Genomic DNA, 16,693 nt, shown 5'->3' on the forward strand with positions numbered 1-16,693 from the left:
CTGAGGCTGACGTCCGTATCTGGTGTGCTGTCAGCCATGCATCCCGCGCAGCACAGGCAGAAGAGCATTGCTGTGATTCGATGGAGGTATCGGAGGGGGGCGATGGATAGGTGATGGCAGGGCATGCTGGATCCTTGGCCGTAGGCTGTGGCTGTCTTCAGTACGATCTGCCGATCAGCCGAACGTTGAAATCTACTGATCCTCAGCAGCGCCGGTCAGTCAGGAGACTGCTCTCTCCCCACTCGGATTTTCTCCATGCCCTACGCAATGACGCGGCGCATCCATTTCCTCCTTGCCCATGGCTGTCGCGCGAAGAGGTTTGGGAATTCGGTACGGAATCAACGAGGAGCAAAGCCAGCGTGCGCCGGCAACGCGACGCCCGCGTGGCCGAGCCGTCCTAGCCCCGATGCCGCAACAGCATCTGCGTCATCAATGCCCGCAACGCGGGCGGCCGCACCGGCTTGAGCAGGAAGCCCCAGCCGTTCTCGGCAGCATGCGCTTTCAGTGCCTCATCACGCTCGGCGGTCACCAGGATCACCGGCGGCCGCGCCTTCCACAGCGTGCACAGCGCTTCATACAGGTCCGGTCCGTGCCATTGCCCCATGCGCACGTCCAGCAGCAGCAACTGCGGCACGTTCAATGCACTGGCGATTTCCAGAGCACCCTGCGGACCGTCGGCAAGTTCCACCTGGCAACCCCAGCGCTCCAGCAGCGCACGGGTCGCCGCACAGACGTGGGGATCATCGTCGATGCTCCACACCCGGCACTTTCGCAGTGGGCTGTCGTCGGAGGGTTCGCTCGCGATGACCGGCGCTGCGGCAGGTGCGATCACATCGTCGGCGCGCCCGAGTGCTACGCTCACGGCGAAGACGCTGCCCTTGCCCAGTGTAGAGCGCAGGCTGATGCGGTGGCCGAGCAGGCGGCCGATGCGTTCGACGATGGCCAGGCCCAGGCCGGCGCCACGTTCCTGTTCCACGCCGTCGTTCAGCCGGCGGAACTCCTCGAAAATCTCACCCTGCAGGCTTTCCGGAATGCCCGGGCCCTGGTCATGCACTTCGATGCGCAGTTGATCGCCTGCACGCCGGCAGCCGATCATCACGCGCCCACGTGGGGTGTAGCGCAACGCGTTGGACAGGAAGTTCTGCAGGATCCGCCGCAGCAGGGCTTCGTCGCTGACCACCACTGCGCGGGTATCCACCCAGTCAAGCTGCAGGCCACGGCTCTGGGCGGCGATGCCGAACTCGCGCGCCAGGGTCTCCAGCAGCGGAGAAAGTGCAAACGTGCGCACGCGGACCTGCAGCGATCCTGATTCCAGGCGCGAGATATCCAGCAGGCTGTTGAGGATCGCGTCCTGCGCCGCCAGCGCGGCATCGATATGATCGGCAGTCTGCTGCTGCGCCGGGTCGCCCAGCTTGCCGCGCAGCACCGAGACGAACATGCGCGCAGCGTTGAGCGGCTGCAGCAGGTCGTGCACCGCCGAGGCGACGAAGCGGGTCTTGTAGCGGTTGGCCTGCTCGGCCTCGCGCCGCGCCTCGTCCAGGTCACGGGTGCGTTCGGCGATGCGGTGTTCCAGCGCATCGGCCAGCGAGCGCAGTTCGCGCGCGGCATTCTTGTAGCTGGTGATGTCGGCGTAGCTGGTGACGAAGCCGCCATCAGGCAGGGGATTGCCGCGGATCTCCAGCACCGTGCCGTCGTCCTTTTCGCTCTCGCGCATGTGCGGGCGGCCACTGCGCAGGTGGTTCAGGCGGCGCTCGATGGCCTCGTCCACCGGGCCGGGACCGAGCAGGCCACGACGGGCATTGAAACGGAATAGTTCCTCGATCGGCCGGCCCACGCGCACCAGGTCTGCCGGGAACCGGAACAGTTCCAGATAGCGCGAATTCCACGCGACCAGGCGCAGGTCGCGGTCGATCACCACCACACCCTGCGGCAGGTGTTCGAGGCTGCGGCTGAGACCACTGTCGGCGTCGGTGGCGGCCTGCAGCAGGCCATCCTGTGCGGTGCGCAGCTCCTGTGCGTGCTGCTTGAGCAGGGTTTCCAGTTCGCGGCGGCTGCGCAGGCGATGCTTGGCCAGGCGCCTGCGCTGCTGCACGAACAGCACCAGGAAGCCCAAGGCCAGCCACGCGGCACCGCCGGTCAGGGCGGCCGCGCGACCGGCAGCAGTAGCGGCGCCGGCGTCGTGCAGCAGGTGCAGGTTCCAGCCCTCGGCGGGCAGCGCCAGGCTTTGCCACAGCATCGGCTGCGGCAGCGCAGGATCCAGCAGCCGCACCATGCGGCCGCCATCGGACAGCACGTCTTCGGTACGTGCACGCAAGGGCTGCAGGGCACGGTCGGCGTACTGACGTGCATCGAGCATTTCGCGGCGCTCACCGGCACGCAGCGGACGCAGCAGCCGGTAGCGCCAGCTGTCCCGGTTGGCCAGGAACACGACGTCATGGTCGTCGCTGGCCAGCACCACGTCCGGGCTGCTCAACCATTCCTGTTCCAGCGCGGACAGCTCGACCTTGATCACCACCACGCCGAGCCGCTTGCCGTCATCCTCGATGGCCTGCGAAAGATAATAGCCGGGCACGCCGGTAGTCATGCCGATGCCGTAGAAGCGGCCACGGCCCTGCGCCAGCGCCTGGCGGTAGTAGGGGCGGTAGCTGTAGTTCTCGCCGACGTTGCTGGTCGGTTGGTCCCAGTTGCTGGCCGCCACCGCCACACCATCGTGGCCGACCAGGGTCAGGGTCGAGGCCCGGGTGACTTCATTGGCACGTTGCAGCTTCAGGTTCAGTCGCTGCCGTTCGCCGGGCGAGGGCGGCACACGCAGTGCGTGCAGCAGATCCGGATCCAGTGCCATGACCTGCGGCAAGGTGCCGAAGCGGTCGATGCGCTGTTGCAGGCCCTGGCCATACAGCTGCAGCTGGCGTTGCACCTGGCTGCTTTCGTCGCCGAGCGCGCGCCGCCAGGCGTAATGGCCAGCGGCGACCGCGCACAGCACGGTGCCACCGACCATCACCAGGATCGTCAGCAACAGCATCCGGTGGCGGCTGAGCCAGTACATGGCGGCAGTCTACGCAGGGCCGGCGGGCGTGGCGTGCACGCCCGCCGGGGTCTGACGTGGAAGGGGTCAGAAGTGCATCTGCGCGCGCAGTTCGAAGATCTCCGGCGTGCTGTGCACGCCACGACGGCTGGCGTCGACCTTCACGTAGTTGGCCTGGAACTTGAAGTGGCTGGTCAGGTACCAGTTCGCACCCAACGTCAGGTCGTGCTGGCGGCCACCCAGGATGTCACCATCGTCGAGGTCCAGGCGGCTGTAACGCGCCACCAGTTCGACCGCACCGTAGTTGTGCGCCGGCTTGATGTTGGCCACCGCGCCGGTGTTGTACGGCCGCGATTCGCCGGTCAGCACCCAGCTGGCCATCGCGTACTGGCCGCTGCCGGTGAAGTCGGGCTTGCCGTCATGGCGGGTGACCGTGGCGCGCAGCGCTTCGGCCTGCAGCGAGAACGGGCCGCGGATCCAGATGCCTTCCAGGCCGGTGCGGCGGATCTGGTCGGCGGTGACCAGCGCGCCGGAATCGACGTAGCGGATGTCGGTCAGGCCGGCTTCCGGGCGCGCGCGCAGGCGGGCGCTGGCCTCGTGGTGCACGTCGCGGCCATCGCTGTAGCCGCGTGGGTTCTCCTGCGAGTAGGCCAGGCCCAGGTGGATAACGTCACCCGGTGCCTTCACCGGCGTCCACACCGCACGCACCGCCTGGGTGGTGCCGGGGTTGTCGCCCTGCAGGTCCTTGCCGCCATAGGCGCCTGCCTGCAGCAGGTACTGCGGGCGCTCCAGCACCCATTCCACACCGGTACGGCGGCCTTCGTAGAAGGCCTGCACCGGCAGCGAGGTTTCCAGGAAGCTGCCGGCACGCGAAGAGGTGTTCGCATCCAGGCCGACCGGGGTCTTCATGTAGCCGAAGCGGAAGCGGCCGACGTCACGGCCGAAGAAGGCCTTGCTCTCGAAGCGCACGAACACGTCCAGCCAGGTATCGGCCTGGAAGTCGTAGTAGACCATCGCGTCGTACACGCCCTTCTTCTTCAGCGTCGCACCGAATTCCTTGCGGCGCACGGCGTCGTCGTCCTCGAGGCCACTGGCCGAGGAAAAGTCGTTGTAGTCGTAGGCGATGTTGGCGGTAGCGGCCAACTCGGTGCCGTCACCGAAGGTGTACTTGGTCGGCCAGTTGTCGAAATCCGCAGCCGAAGCGAAGGCGGGTAGGGCGGCCAGCGACAGGGCCAGCAAGGTGGGATTCGGGCGCATGTTGGGTGCGGCTCTCTCAGATTGCGTGTGGACAGGACATCAACGGCCGCAGGGGCCGAAACTTTCGCAGGGACATGCCCAGCCGTTCAGCCCGGGCCACCGGCCTTCCCGTTTCTGGGCGGTGCGGCGCCAGTGTAGGCACCTGTGCCACCTGAACCGGGGGGCTAGTACCAATAGGTTATCTGCGCCGGCGTGCCTGGCGCGTACAAAGGCGTCCATTGGTCGCACCCCCTGTGCGTGCAGTACAGGGCCTGCGGTCAGTTTCCACGGTAACGGCTCCCGTGCAGTCCCGGGGCCGTACGTGCCTGAAAACGCCCCTTCCGGAGTCCGCCATGCACATCCCGACCGCAGCACCGGTGCCTGCAAAGCCGTTGCCGATCTATCGCCAGCTGTACTTCCAGGTGATCGTGGCGATCGTCCTGGGTGCCATCCTCGGCCACTACGAACCGCTGGTCGGCGAGAAGATGAAGCCGCTCGGCGATGCCTTCATCAACCTGGTGAAGATGATCATCGCGCCGGTGATCTTCCTCACCATCGTCACCGGCATCGCCAGCATGACCCACCTGCGCACGGTGGGCCGGGTGTTCGCCAAGGCAATGGCGTACTTCCTGTTCTTCTCCACGCTGGCGCTGATTGTCGGCATGATCGTGGCGCACGTGGTGCAGCCCGGCGCGGGCATGAACATCAACCCGGCCGAGCTGGACCAGACCGCAGTGCACAGCTACGTCGAGAAGTCGCATGACCTGACCCTGGTCGGCTTCCTGATGGACATCATCCCGAAGACGCTGCTCAGCGCTTTTGTCGATGGCAACATCCTGCAGGTGCTGTTCGTGGCCGTGCTGTTCGGCATCGCGCTGGCGATGGTGGGCGACAAGGGCAAGCCGGTGCTGAACTTCCTGGAGGCGCTGGTCGCCCCGGTGTTCAAGCTGGTGCACATCCTGATGAAGGCTGCCCCGATCGGTGCCTTCGGTGCGATCGCCTTCACCATCGGCAAGTACGGCGTCGGCTCGCTGATCAACCTGGCCTGGCTGGTGGGCTCGTTCTACCTCACCGCGTTCCTGTTCGTGGCGGTGATCCTCGGTGTGGTCTGCCGCCTGTGCGGCTTCTCGGTGTTCAAGCTGGCGCGCTACCTGAAGGCCGAACTGCTGCTGGTGCTTGGCACCTCCTCGTCGGAGTCGGCGCTGCCGTCGCTGATGGAGAAGATGGAACGCGCCGGCTGCAGCAAGTCGGTGGTGGGCCTGGTGGTCCCGACCGGCTACTCGTTCAACCTGGACGGCACCAACATCTACATGACCCTGGCGGCACTGTTCATCGCCCAGGCCACCAACACCGAACTGACCCTGGGCCACCAGATCGCCCTGCTGCTGGTCGCCATGCTCAGCTCCAAGGGCGCGGCCGGTGTCACCGGCGCCGGTTTCATCACCCTGGCCGCCACCCTGGCCGTGGTGCCGGAGGTGCCGGTGGCTGGCATGGCGCTGATCCTGGGCGTGGACCGGTTCATGAGCGAATGCCGCTCGCTGACCAATTTCATCGGCAATGCGGTGGCCACCGTGGTGGTCTCGCGCTGGGAAGGCGCGCTGGACCGCAACCGCCTGCAGCTGGCGCTGGATGGCCGTGAGAGCGAACTGCCGCCGCCGGTCGATGCGCTGCCCGAGGCGCTGCCGGCCAAGGGCTGATCCAGGTGTGTGGTACCGCGGGGCCGATCACGTCAGTGGTACGGCCCCGCGGCGTTTCAGGGCGTCCCATGGCTGTCATGGGCAGCGCCGAAGCTGGTATCGCGGTACCGTCGCATACGGCACGGAATTGTGCGGTCGCAGCATGCTTGCGACAGGATAGCGACAGGTCCGGACGCTCCAACGGGGGTATCATCCCCTGTCCCTTCTGCCCATTCATGTAACCCACATCGATGTCCAACGAAGATTTCAAACAGGCCGCCCTCGATTACCACCGGATGTCCCCGCCGGGAAAGATCAAGGTTTCCGCTACCAAGCCCATGCTGACCCAGCGCGACCTGTCGCTGGCGTATTCGCCGGGCGTGGCGTACGCCTGTGAAGCGATCAAGGCCGACCCGCAGCAGGCCAGCGAGCTGACCGCCCGCGGCAACCTGGTGGCGGTGATCTCCAACGGCACCGCGGTGCTGGGCCTGGGCAACATCGGCGCGCTGGCCGGCAAGCCGGTGATGGAGGGCAAGGGCGTGCTGTTCCAGAAGTTCGCCGGCATCGATGTGTTCGACATCGAAGTGGATGAGACCGACCCGGACAAGCTGGTCGACATCATCGCCTCGCTGGAACCGACCTTCGGCGGCATCAACCTGGAGGACATCAAGGCGCCGGAATGCTTCGTGGTCGAGCGCAAGCTGCGCGAGCGCATGAAGATCCCGGTGTTCCATGACGACCAGCACGGCACGGCGATCATCGTCGGCGCGGCCGTGCTCAACGCGATGGCGATCACCGGCAAGAAGATCGAGGAAGTGAAGCTGGCGACCACGGGCATGGGCGCGGCCGGCATTTCCTGCGTGAACATGCTGGTGCAGCTGGGCCTGAAGCCGGAGAACATCCTGGCCTTCGATCGCGAGGGCGTGATCCACACCGGTCGTACCGACCTGGACCCGGAAAAGCAGCGCTATGCGCGTGACACCGACAAGCGCACCCTGGCCGAGATCGTCGACGGCGCGGACATTTTCCTGGGCCTGTCGGCACCGGGCATCCTGACCGCCGACATGGTCAAGACCATGGCGCCGGATCCGGTGATCTTCGCGCTGGCCAACCCGACCCCGGAAATCATGCCGGAGGTGGCGCGCGCTGCGCGTCCGGACGCGATCATCGGCACCGGCCGTTCGGACTACCCGAACCAGGTCAACAACGTGCTGTGCTTCCCGTACCTGTTCCGTGGTGCGCTGGACGTGGGCGCCACCGCGATCAACGAGGAAATGAAGATCGCCTGCGTGCGTGCCATTGCTGCACTGGCACGCCGTGCAGCCACCGACATGGGTTCGGCCTACGGCGGCGAGACCCCGAGCTTCGGCCGTGAATACCTGATCCCGCGCCCGTTCGACCGCCGCCTGCTGGTGGAACTGTCGGCCGCCGTGGCCCAGGCCGCGATGGATTCGGGCGTGGCCTCGCGCCCGATCGAGGACATGGGCGCCTACCGCGACAAGCTGGCCCAGTTCGTCTACCGCACCAGCCTGATGATGAAGCCGGTGTACGACCGCGCGCGCAGCGACAAGCAGCGCGTGGTGTACGCCGAGGGCGAAGAGGAAGTGGTGCTGCAGGCGGTGCAGAACGTGGTCGATGACGGCCTGGCGCATCCGATCCTGATCGGCCGCCCGGAAGTGATCGAGTCGCGCATCGAGCGCCTCGGCCTGCGCCTGAAGATCGGCGAGAACGTTGAAGTCACCAACATCAACGATGACCCGCGCTTCAACGAATACTGGCAGTACTACCACGGCCTGACCGGCCGTCGTGGCGTGACCGTGGCCGCGGCGAAGAACCTGATGCGTTCGCGCCCGACCCTGATCGCAGCGGTGATGGTGGCCCGTGGCGAGGCCGATGCGATGCTGACCGGCATCGTCGGCCGCTTCCACAAGAAGCTGGGCTACGTGCGCAGCGTGCTGCCGCTGGAGCCGAAGGTCACCTCGACCTCGGCGATGACCGGCGTGATCAACCAGCAGGGCGTGTTCTTCTTCGTCGATACCCACGTGCAGGAAGATCCGACCGCCGAGCAGCTGTGCGAGGCGACCCTGCAGGCGGCCTATCGCATGAAGCTGTTCGGCATCGAGCCGAAGGTGGCGCTGCTGTCGCACTCCAACTTTGGCAGCCATGATTCGAAGGATGCGCTGAAGATGCGCCAGGTGCGCGAGCTGCTGCTCAAGCGCAACCCGCGCCTGAACGTGGATGGCGAAATGCAGGGCGACACCGCATGGGATGAAGCGCTGCGCCAGAAGCTGCTGCCGGGCTCGACCCTGCAGGGCCGCGCCAACCTGTTCGTGCTGCCGAACCTGGAAGCGGCCAACATCGCTTACAACCTGGTGCGGGTGTTCACCGACGGCGTGGCGATCGGCCCGATCCTGATGGGCGTGAACAAGCCAGTGCACATCCTGACCACCAGCGCGACCTCGCGCCGGATCCTGAACATGACCGCCATTGCGGCGGTCGATGCGCAGATCCGCAAGCAGATCGAAGCGGAAAAGAAGGTGTAAGCCTTCGTTCCGCTGCGATCTGCAGAAACGCGCCCTTCGGGGCGCGTTTCGTTTCCGCCCAGCGGAAACCGGATCGGGTAGCGCCGGGCCATGCCCGGCGAGCGCGCAGCGCGGCGCTTCTCGCATTCCGCCGGGCATGGCCCGGCGCTACCCGATGAATTGCAGTCCGGCGGTCATTTCCCTGCAACGCCGCTGCGGCCCAATACGCCCACGCGGCCTGGCCGTGGGAAGGGACCGGACCGGCCTTCCCACCCTGGGCCCGACCAACTTCCCATCGGCGAGGGTGTCATGCGCAATCGAGTGACGCGGCGGTACTTCCAGCAGCTGTTCGCGCTGTACGCCGGTTTCGTGCAGTCGCGCTGAGGCGCCGACGACAGCGTGGGTGTCAGCGCCGCTTGCCGCGGCGTGCAGGGGCCGGCGGCGGAGCGTCGGAACGCGGCTTGGCGTACTGCGCCCACAGCGCCGGCAGTGCCTTGCCGGTGTGCTTCTGCCACAGCGCCGGTGCATAGCGGCCGTCGCGCAGGGCCTTGTCCAGTGCCAGCACCAGGCCCGGATGTTCGGCGTCGGCCCATTTCAGGAACGCACCGGTGACCCGGTAGCCGCTGTCGAAGTTCTGCCCCTTCTCGACCTTGCCCGGCAGTGCCCAGCCCGCGGCGGCATTGTCCATGCCGTAGCGGTCGCGTGCGTAGTCGGCGATGCCTTCCACCAGCCAACCCGGCACCCGTGCGTCGCCATAGCCCGGATAGCCCTGCACGATGTGCATGGCCTCATGGGTGACCAGGTCGATGTCGTTGGGGTGCTGCGCCAGCCAACCCGGGTTGATGGTGATCGTTGCGGCCTGGTCCTTGTCACCGACGAAGGCGATCCCGGTGTAGGCCGGGTCGATCACGATGCGCACCATCGACGGCGCGGCCGGGTGGAAGTCCGCACGTTCGCGCAGGTAGGCGAAGTAGAACGTATCGATCACCCGCTTGCGCTGCGGCGCGGCCAGGGCGCCACGGGCGTCCTGGTAGTTCAGCGTCACGCCATCGCGGGTCAGCTGCGCATCAAAGGCCTGGGTCTGGCCGAAGCTGGAGAAGGAAAGGGCAACAAGGGCCAGAGGCAGCAGACGGTAGCGCATGGGGCTCATTGTACGGCGCTGGGCGCCAACAGTTCGATCTCCGCCAGCGGCAGCCGGCCCGGTGCGGCCAGGCGCAGCCGATACTCGCTGTAACGGCCGGGTTTGGCGATGCGGAACGGTCGGGTCTGGCGGGCAGACTCGAAGGCTTCGCCGCTGCGCTGGTCGAGCACGATCCAGCGGCCGTTGCCACTGCGCGCTTCCAGCGTCCATTCGCCGCCCTGGATGCGGCCGTCACCGCTGGTGAGCGTGTACATGGTCGGCGCGCCGTCGCCCAGGCCGGTCAGTGCGATGGTTGCGCCGCCGCCCAGGCCGACGGTGGTGGCTGCATCGTCATCGACCAGCGCCGGCAGGGCGCGGCCATCGGCCAGCGTCGCCTTGGCGCCACTGCCGAGCAGGTCGTGCAGCAGCTGCGGGCGCTGGCCCCGCGCGGTCAGCGAGCGCGGCACGTCATCCACGCCGCTGCCCCAGCGCGACGGCTGCGGCCCCATCACGAAGTCCAGCGTCGCGCCCTTGGCGATCAGCTCGTGCGGCACCCAGGTCTTCGTCCACGGCTTGCCATTGATCTTCAGCGACTGCACGTAGACGTTCTCGCGTGAGTTGTTGGCCGCGTTCACGGTCAGCACCGCACCGCCCTGCAGTTCCACCCTCGCATGTCCGAACGCCGGTGAACCGATCACGTACTCCGGGGCGCCCATGCGCAGCGGATACAGGCCCAGCGAGGCCAGCACGTACCACGCGGAGGTCTCGCCGTTGTCCTCGTCGCCCGGATAGCCCTGGCCGATCTCGCTGCCCACATACAGCCGCGACAGGATCTCGCGCACGTGCTGCTGGGTCTTCCACGGCTGCCCGGCGTACAGGTACATCCATGGGATGTGGTGCGCCGGTTGGTTGCTGTGTGCGTACATGCCCATGCGCACATCGCGCGCTTCGGTCATCTCGTGGATGGTGCCGCCGTAGGATCCGGCAAACGCGGGGTCGGCGGTTTCCGGCGTGGAGAAGAAGGCATCCAGCTTTGCTGCCAGCTTGTCACGGCCACCATAGAGCGCGGCGAGTCCTTCGCCATCGTGGGCGGCGGTGAAGGCGAAGGTCCAGCCATTGGATTCGGTGTAGTCGTGGCCCCACACGCGCGGGTCGTAGGCCTTGGCGTCCACGCGCCACTGGCCATCGGCGTTGCGGCCCTGGAAGAAGCCGGCGGCCGGATCGAACATCGTCGCGTAGCTGGCGGCGCGATGGCGGAAGTAGTCGGCCTCGGTGCTGTAGCGCTCGCGTGCGGCCGGCGTGGTCGCGCGCTTGGCCAGAGCGTCGGCCATGTTGGCGATGCCGAAGTCATTCAGTGCGCCTTCCATCGTCCACGACATGCCTTCGTGCACGTCCGCGCTGGCGTAGCCACGGAAGGTCGAACGGTCCATGCCCTTGCGGCCGACATGGCGGTCGGGGGGGACCACGGTCGCGTTCTTCAGCGCGGCGGCGTAGGCCTCGGCCGGATCGAAGCCGCCGATGCCCTTCAGCCACGCATCGGCGAAGGCAACGTCCGAACTGGTGCCGACCATCAGGTCGGCGTAGCCCGGCGACGACCAGCGTGCGATCCAGCCACCGGCACGGTACTGCTCGATGAAGCCCTGCACCATCTGCCCGGCATCGTCGGGCGTGAACAGCGCATAGGCTGGCCAGGTGGTGCGGAAGGTGTCCCAGAAGCCGTTGTTGACGAACACCTTGCCATCGCGCACGCCGGTGAAGCTGCGGTTCGCGCTGCCTTCGGTGTTGTCGTCGCTGGCGCTGGCCTGGTTGGCGTAGCGCCAGTCAGGCGCGGCCGCGCTGCCGGCATTCTCGTGGCCGGAGTTGGGATACAGGTACAGCCGGTACAGGCTGGAATACAAGGTGGTCTTCTGGTCGTCAGTGGCATCGCCGATGTCGAAGCGGGCCAGGCGCGCGTCCCATGCATCCTGCGCACGGCCCGCCACGCTTTCCAGCGTGTCGGCGGCGGAGATTTCCAGCGCCAGGTTGTGACGCGCCTGTTCCACCGAGATCAGCGAGGTCGCGATGCGCATCGTCACCTGCCGGTCGCTGCCAGCATCGAACTTGATGTAACCGGTCGGGCGGCCGGTGTCGAGGCGGCCGCTGCTGCGCCACGGCTTGTCGAAGCTGGCCACCACGTACATGCGGCTGGCGCCGTTGGACAGGCCACTGCGCGTATCGGTGTAGCCGCTGAGGGTCTGCGTGGCCGTGTCCAGGGTCAGGCCACCACGCGCATCGACATTGTCGAACAGAAGGTTGGCGTCGCCGCCCTCGGGGAACTCGAAGCGGAACAGCGCGGCATGGTCGGTCGGTGCGATGGCAGCAGCGATGCCATTGTCGAAGCGCACGTCGTAGCGGTAGGGGCGCGCGCTTTCATGACGGCGGTCGAACGACAGCGCGCGCTTGCGGCGGTCGGCGTCCGGCACGCCACGGCTGGCCGAGGGCATCACCTGGAAGGTCTGGCGGTCGCCCATCCACGGGCTGGGCTGGTGGCTCAGTGCCAGTGCCTGCAGCTGCGGGCGGTTCTGCGCATCGTTCTGTTCGTTCCAGCGGTACAGCCAGTTCAGTGCGCCGGCGTCGGTCACCGGGGTCCAGAAGTTGAACCCGTGCGGCACCGCCGTGGCCGGGAAATTGTTGCCGCGCGAGAAGGTGCCGTTGGCCTGGGTGCCGCGGGTGGTCAGCACCCAGTCGGAGACGCGCTGCGGCCGCTGCCGCGGTTGGGCATCCAGGCGCACGTCATCAATCCAGCCAGAGACCGGCGCGCCCTCGGCACTGGCTACCTCCAGCTCGATCGCCACCACGCGGCGGCCCTTCAGCGTGGGCACGTCGCCCAGCCGCACTGCCTTGCGCGCCCATTGTTGCGGGTACAGCGTCTTCGATTCGCCCTGCGCGCGTGCGCCGATCGCCACGCCATGCTGGTCGCGTGCCGCACCGGCTGAAACGCGGCTGCCATCGTCCAGCAGCAGGTCCAGCGATACATAGGTCGAGGCGACGGTGTCCTTGCCGACGATTTCCGGCAGCACCAGCCACGACAGCGTGGTATCGGCCTCGATGGGCAGGTCGGCCTTGAACAGTTCGCGCCGCGCGCTGCCGCCTTCGCTGCTGTAGCGCAGCGCATGCAGGCCGCTGTAGCCGGCGTTGCGCTTGGCGGCGTAGGGCGCGGCCGGTCCATTGCCGATCGTGACCTGAAGCGCACCGGTGGCCTGCGCCGGGACAGGTTCGCCCGGTTCGAACGAGGTCTGCAACCCCTGCGCCCGCGCCGGCATCGCAGTGGTCGCACAGGCCAGGGCCAGGGCGAGCGGAAGCAGGGCGCGGAGCGGATCGGACAGGGTCATGCAAGGGTCTCCCGGAAGGGCTGGCGGCGGGCGAACCCGCATCGGCGGACACCACGGACAGCATCGCTCCGCCCGCCAGGCTGGCAGTGGAAGAGGCGATGCCGGTCCGGTGGGGGCGGGCCATGCGATCGGGTTGGATTGGGTGGGTCGAGGTGCGACCTGGCCCGATCCTGCAACAGCCGCCGCGCGCTGGCAAGTGCCATTTAGTTCGATCCAAATGCGGGAAATATCGCTGGAGTCGATTCTGGCGAGCGGACCTGCCGGAACGACCGCGAAATCCCCGGAATCGCCGCCGCCCGGCGTGCGGCGGGGAGATGCGAGGCATCGGCGGCGGCGTGCAAAGGCCCGTTGCGGGGCAATGTCGTTGCGGCCCAGATGCTAGAATCACGGGCCTCGCAACCCGTTCACCGAATCCGCCATGAGCCATACCGCCACCGCGCCCGCCAACGCCGAGAAGCGCTACACCGTGCACCGCAGCGATCTGCCGTTGAGCTGCCCGACCCCGGAAATGGCGCTGTGGAACTCGCATCCGCGCGTGTACCTGCCGATCGAGGACGAGCCCAACGGCGAAGCGCAGTGCCCGTACTGCGGTTCCGTGTTCGTGCTGGCCGACTAAACGGCGGCCCCTTCGATGCGCCGATTGACCGTGGTGCAGTTGCTGCCGGCGCTGCACTCCGGTGGTGTCGAGCGCTCGACCCTGGAAATCGCTGCGGCCCTGGTTGCCGCCGGCCATCGCGCGCTGGTGGTGTCTGCCGGTGGCCGCCTGGTGCAGCCGCTGCTGGACAGTGGTGCCGAGCACCTCACCCTGGATATCGGCCGCAAGTCGCTGCTGACCCTGCGCCATCTGCCGACCCTGCGCCGGCTGTTTGCCGAAGTTGGTGCGGACATCGTGCATGCCCGTTCGCGGCTGCCGGCCTGGTTGGGCCTGTACGCGATCCGCGCCATGCCCGCCGCACAGCGCCCGCATTGGGTGACCACCGTGCACGGGTTGAACTCGCCCAGCCGCTACAGCGCGGTGATGACCAGTGGCGAACGCGTGATCTGCGTGTCCAACACCGTGCGCGCCTACGTGCAACGCCATTACCCGACGGTGCCGGAAGAAAAACTGCGGGTCATACCGAGAGGTGTCGACGTCAACCAGTTCCCGCGCGTGGCGCGCGCCGACCGCCGCCCGCGGCTGGCGCTGGCGGCCGACTACCCGTGGCTGGCCCAGGTCGAAGGCCCGCTGCTGCTGCTGCCGGGGCGCGGCACCCGGCTGAAGGGCCACACCCACGCGCTGCAGCTGCTGGCCGACGTGCGTGCCGCCGGCGTGCCTGCCCAGCTGTGGATGCTGGGCACCGACGAACCCGGGCGCGAGGCCTACGTGGCTGACCTGCGCCGCCAGGCCGCGGCACTGGGCGTGGCCGAGGCCGTACAGATCAGCACGCCTACCGTCCGCATCGCCCAGGCCTACGCCGCCAGCGATCTGGTGCTGCAGCTGTCGGACAAGCCGGAAGCCTTTGGCCGCACCGTGGTTGAGGCGCTGTCGGTCGGTCGCCCGGTGCTGGGCTGGGACCACGGTGGCGTCGGCGAACTGCTGCTGCAGCTGCAGCCCAGCGGTGCGGTGCCGCTCGGCGACGCGCGCGCGCTGGGTGAACGTGCGCTGGCCCTGCTGGCGCAGCCGCCGTCCCTGCCGACCCGCATCCCGTTTACCCTGCAGGCCATGCAGCGCGATACCCTCCGCCTCTATGCCGATCTCGCCGGCTGACCCCGCTGCCATCGTGCGCGACGACCGTGCCGGGCGCTGGGCGCCCTGGTGGGTGCTGGCGTACGTGGCGATGTGGCCGCTGCCGGGCATTGCCGAAACCGTGCTGGGGCTTGGCGCGGTCTATGCTGCCGCGCGCATGGTCATGCGCCGGCTGCAGCGCCGCCCGCACCTGTTGAGCACGGCGGCGTGGGCGCTGACCTCGATCCTGTTCCTCGGCTACTGGCTGCCGCAGGCGTTTTCGGCCATCGATGCGATCGACCCTTCGGCCTCCTGGACCAAGGCGGCCGCCGGACTGCGCTACCTGCCCTTCATGTGGCTGGTGGCGATCGCGGTGGCCACGCCGGAACGGCGGCGCTTGACCTTCGGTGGCCTGGCGCTGATCACCGGCGTGTGGACGCTGGACGCGCTGGTGCAGGCGCTGGCTGGCACCAGCCCGTGGTTCTGGTCGCTGGAACACCTGAAGCTGGCCGTGAGTGGCCACGCGTTGTGCCCGGCCGACGAAGCCGCACTGGCCGACCGCCTCAGTGGCGCGCTTGGACCCTGCAATCTGAAATTCGGCCAGGTGCTGGCCAGCCTGTCACCGTTCCTGCTGCTGCCGATGGCGCGGCGTTTCGGCAATGCAGGGTGGCTGCTGGCCGCTGCAACACTGGGGTGCGTGCTGCTGCTGGCAGGTTCGCGCGCCTCGTGGATCACCTTTGTGCTGGTGCTGGCCTACAGCGGCGTGCGCCAGTTCGGCTGGAAGCGGCTGCTGCTGCTGGCCCTGGTGGCAGCGCTGGGTACGGCCGCACTGACAGCGGGCGTGCCGCAGCTGCGCGAGCGTGTCGCGCGCACGGCGCAGGCATGGAACGAAGACGGGCAGGGCGTTGACGAGGCGCTTTCGGGGCGCGCGCGCATCTGGACCGCAGCGGTGTGCATGATCGAGGAGCATCCGGTCAACGGTGTCGGTGCGCGCGGCTTCCGCGATGCGTATCCGGCCTGCGTGTCAGATGAGGGTCCCGCCGTGTGGGGCAGCCAACCGGCGTTGCACGCCCACCAGATCGTGCTGGAAATCCTTGCCGAGACCGGCGTTCTGGGCCTGCTGCTGTGGTTGGCGGCGGTGGCGCAGGCCTGGCGGGCCTGGCGCTATGCCCCGGCGGCTGCGCGTGATCGCGCCCGACCGGCGATGCTGGCGCTGGCGGTTACGGTGTTCCCGCTCAATACGCACCTGGCGTTCTATTCCGCGTTCTGGGGTGGCCTGACGGTGCTGCTGGCAGCCCTGTTCGCCGGCAGCCTGCTGGCCCGCGACGCAGATGATTCCCCGCCGGTGAAGTGACCGCGCATCCGCGCATGGTAGGGATCAACCATGGAGTCGATCAGTAGATCCATGCCATGCGTGGATGAGGCTTTCCCGACCTGAACACGGTGACATCTCCACTATCGGTGCCCCGGCAGTTCGCGCACGCTGGAGGCATGGCCAGCCCCAGACTTCGCTACGGTCGGTATTCCCGATCCGGCACCGTGTATTCATTGACCACAGCAACCCTCGGCCGCGAACCGTTGTTCGCCGATGCGGCAAACGTGGCGATCCTTATCGACACCCTGCGCTTCGTAGAGCGCAAGGGCTTCAGCCACAGCCTCGCCTGGGTGGTCATGCCCGACCATCTGCACTGGCTGATGGAGCTGCGCGGAGTAACCCTGGCCGAGTGTATGGCCCTGCTCAAATCACGCAGCAGCCGACTGCTGAACCGGCGATTGGAGCGACGAGGGGCGCTGTGGCAGCACGGTTACCACGATCATGCCGTACGCAGCGATGAATCCCTTCATGAGAAGGCGATGTACATCCTGGCCAATCCGGTCCGTGCGGGCCTGGCCGGCACGTTGGGTGAGTACCCGCACGCATGGTGCCGTTGGCCGTTGTAGGTGCCGGCACCCGGATGTAGAGCATCCACGCATGGCGTGGATCTACTTCAGAATGCTCCGCGTCATCAAATCCACGCCATGCGTGGACGAAACCCTC

10 protein-coding genes are annotated in these 16,693 nt (G+C 67.5%); 6 read left to right on the forward strand and 4 right to left on the reverse strand.

Annotation, left to right across the window (positions count from 1 at the left end; genetic code table 11):
• Nucleotides 1-397: 397 nt before the first annotated feature.
• Complete coding sequence (locus tag AC5P74_RS03120; RefSeq protein WP_346608096.1) at nucleotides 398-3,046, reverse strand: hybrid sensor histidine kinase/response regulator; 2,649 nt, start codon at nucleotides 3,044-3,046, stop codon at nucleotides 398-400.
• Nucleotides 3,047-3,112: 66 nt separating this feature from the next.
• Nucleotides 3,113-4,282: an OprO/OprP family phosphate-selective porin gene (locus AC5P74_RS03125; RefSeq protein ID WP_346608095.1), complete on the reverse strand. Its 1,170-nt coding sequence runs from the start codon at nucleotides 4,280-4,282 to the stop codon at nucleotides 3,113-3,115.
• Nucleotides 4,283-4,614: 332 nt separating this feature from the next.
• On the opposite strand from AC5P74_RS03125, the gene AC5P74_RS03130 reads away from it, so the two are divergent.
• On the forward strand, nucleotides 4,615-5,958 hold the full coding sequence (locus AC5P74_RS03130) for a dicarboxylate/amino acid:cation symporter (protein ID WP_065178333.1): 1,344 nt from the start codon (nucleotides 4,615-4,617) through the stop codon (nucleotides 5,956-5,958).
• 230 nt (nucleotides 5,959-6,188) lie between these two features.
• Nucleotides 6,189-8,480 carry an NADP-dependent malic enzyme gene (locus AC5P74_RS03135; protein ID WP_053501175.1) on the forward strand — a complete coding sequence of 764 codons (2,292 nt, stop codon included), beginning with the start codon at nucleotides 6,189-6,191 and terminating at the stop codon, nucleotides 8,478-8,480.
• Between the two features lie 385 nt (nucleotides 8,481-8,865).
• Here the strand turns inward: AC5P74_RS03135 and AC5P74_RS03140 are convergent, their stop codons facing one another.
• Both AC5P74_RS03140 and AC5P74_RS03145 read right to left on the reverse strand, forming a co-directional pair.
• Nucleotides 8,866-9,609, reverse strand: coding sequence for a basic secretory protein-like protein (locus tag AC5P74_RS03140; protein ID WP_032954509.1), 744 nt, complete (start codon nucleotides 9,607-9,609; stop codon nucleotides 8,866-8,868).
• Nucleotides 9,606-12,950 (reverse strand): GH92 family glycosyl hydrolase, encoded by a 3,345-nt coding sequence (locus AC5P74_RS03145; protein ID WP_346607910.1) that lies wholly within the window; start codon nucleotides 12,948-12,950, stop codon nucleotides 9,606-9,608. The genes AC5P74_RS03140 and AC5P74_RS03145 overlap by 4 nt, the downstream gene beginning before the upstream one ends.
• Nucleotides 12,951-13,368: 418 nt before the next feature.
• Here AC5P74_RS03145 and AC5P74_RS03150 point away from each other — a divergent pair, with 418 nt between their 5' ends.
• The 4 genes from AC5P74_RS03150 to AC5P74_RS03165 all read left to right on the forward strand — a co-directional run bounded on the left by AC5P74_RS03150 (nucleotide 13,369) and on the right by AC5P74_RS03165 (nucleotide 16,596).
• The gene (locus AC5P74_RS03150; protein WP_005410967.1) at nucleotides 13,369-13,566 is read left to right on the forward strand and encodes a zinc-finger domain-containing protein; all 198 of its coding nucleotides are present in this window, start codon (nucleotides 13,369-13,371) and stop codon (nucleotides 13,564-13,566) included.
• A 15-nt stretch (nucleotides 13,567-13,581) separates the two neighbouring features.
• Nucleotides 13,582-14,697 (forward strand): glycosyltransferase, encoded by a 1,116-nt coding sequence (locus tag AC5P74_RS03155; protein WP_069139227.1) that lies wholly within the window; start codon nucleotides 13,582-13,584, stop codon nucleotides 14,695-14,697.
• Complete coding sequence (locus AC5P74_RS03160; protein ID WP_206620414.1) at nucleotides 14,678-16,009, forward strand: O-antigen ligase family protein; 1,332 nt, start codon at nucleotides 14,678-14,680, stop codon at nucleotides 16,007-16,009. Before AC5P74_RS03155 ends, AC5P74_RS03160 begins: the two co-directional genes overlap by 20 nt.
• 137 nt (nucleotides 16,010-16,146) lie before the next feature.
• Nucleotides 16,147-16,596, forward strand: coding sequence for an REP-associated tyrosine transposase (locus AC5P74_RS03165; RefSeq protein WP_346607909.1), 450 nt, complete (start codon nucleotides 16,147-16,149; stop codon nucleotides 16,594-16,596).
• Nucleotides 16,597-16,693: the final 97 nt, after the last annotated feature.

The organism is Stenotrophomonas sp. YJH_SMC_94-11, from assembly GCF_059370435.1.

Excerpts from the sequence above, each read along its gene's own strand:
- AC5P74_RS03120 (WP_346608096.1), bottom strand. The coding sequence starts at position 3,046 with ATGTACTGGCTCAGCCGCCACCGGATGCTGTTGCTGACGATCCTGGTG.
- AC5P74_RS03125 (WP_346608095.1), bottom strand. The coding sequence starts at position 4,282 with ATGCGCCCGAATCCCACCTTGCTGGCCCTGTCGCTGGCCGCCCTACCC.
- AC5P74_RS03130 (WP_065178333.1), top strand. The coding sequence starts at position 4,615 with ATGCACATCCCGACCGCAGCACCGGTGCCTGCAAAGCCGTTGCCGATC.
- AC5P74_RS03135 (WP_053501175.1), top strand. The coding sequence starts at position 6,189 with ATGTCCAACGAAGATTTCAAACAGGCCGCCCTCGATTACCACCGGATG.
- AC5P74_RS03140 (WP_032954509.1), bottom strand. The coding sequence starts at position 9,609 with ATGAGCCCCATGCGCTACCGTCTGCTGCCTCTGGCCCTTGTTGCCCTT.
- AC5P74_RS03145 (WP_346607910.1), bottom strand. The coding sequence starts at position 12,950 with ATGACCCTGTCCGATCCGCTCCGCGCCCTGCTTCCGCTCGCCCTGGCC.
- AC5P74_RS03150 (WP_005410967.1), top strand. The coding sequence starts at position 13,369 with ATGAGCCATACCGCCACCGCGCCCGCCAACGCCGAGAAGCGCTACACC.
- AC5P74_RS03155 (WP_069139227.1), top strand. The coding sequence starts at position 13,582 with ATGCGCCGATTGACCGTGGTGCAGTTGCTGCCGGCGCTGCACTCCGGT.
- AC5P74_RS03160 (WP_206620414.1), top strand. The coding sequence starts at position 14,678 with ATGCCGATCTCGCCGGCTGACCCCGCTGCCATCGTGCGCGACGACCGT.
- AC5P74_RS03165 (WP_346607909.1), top strand. The coding sequence starts at position 16,147 with ATGGCCAGCCCCAGACTTCGCTACGGTCGGTATTCCCGATCCGGCACC.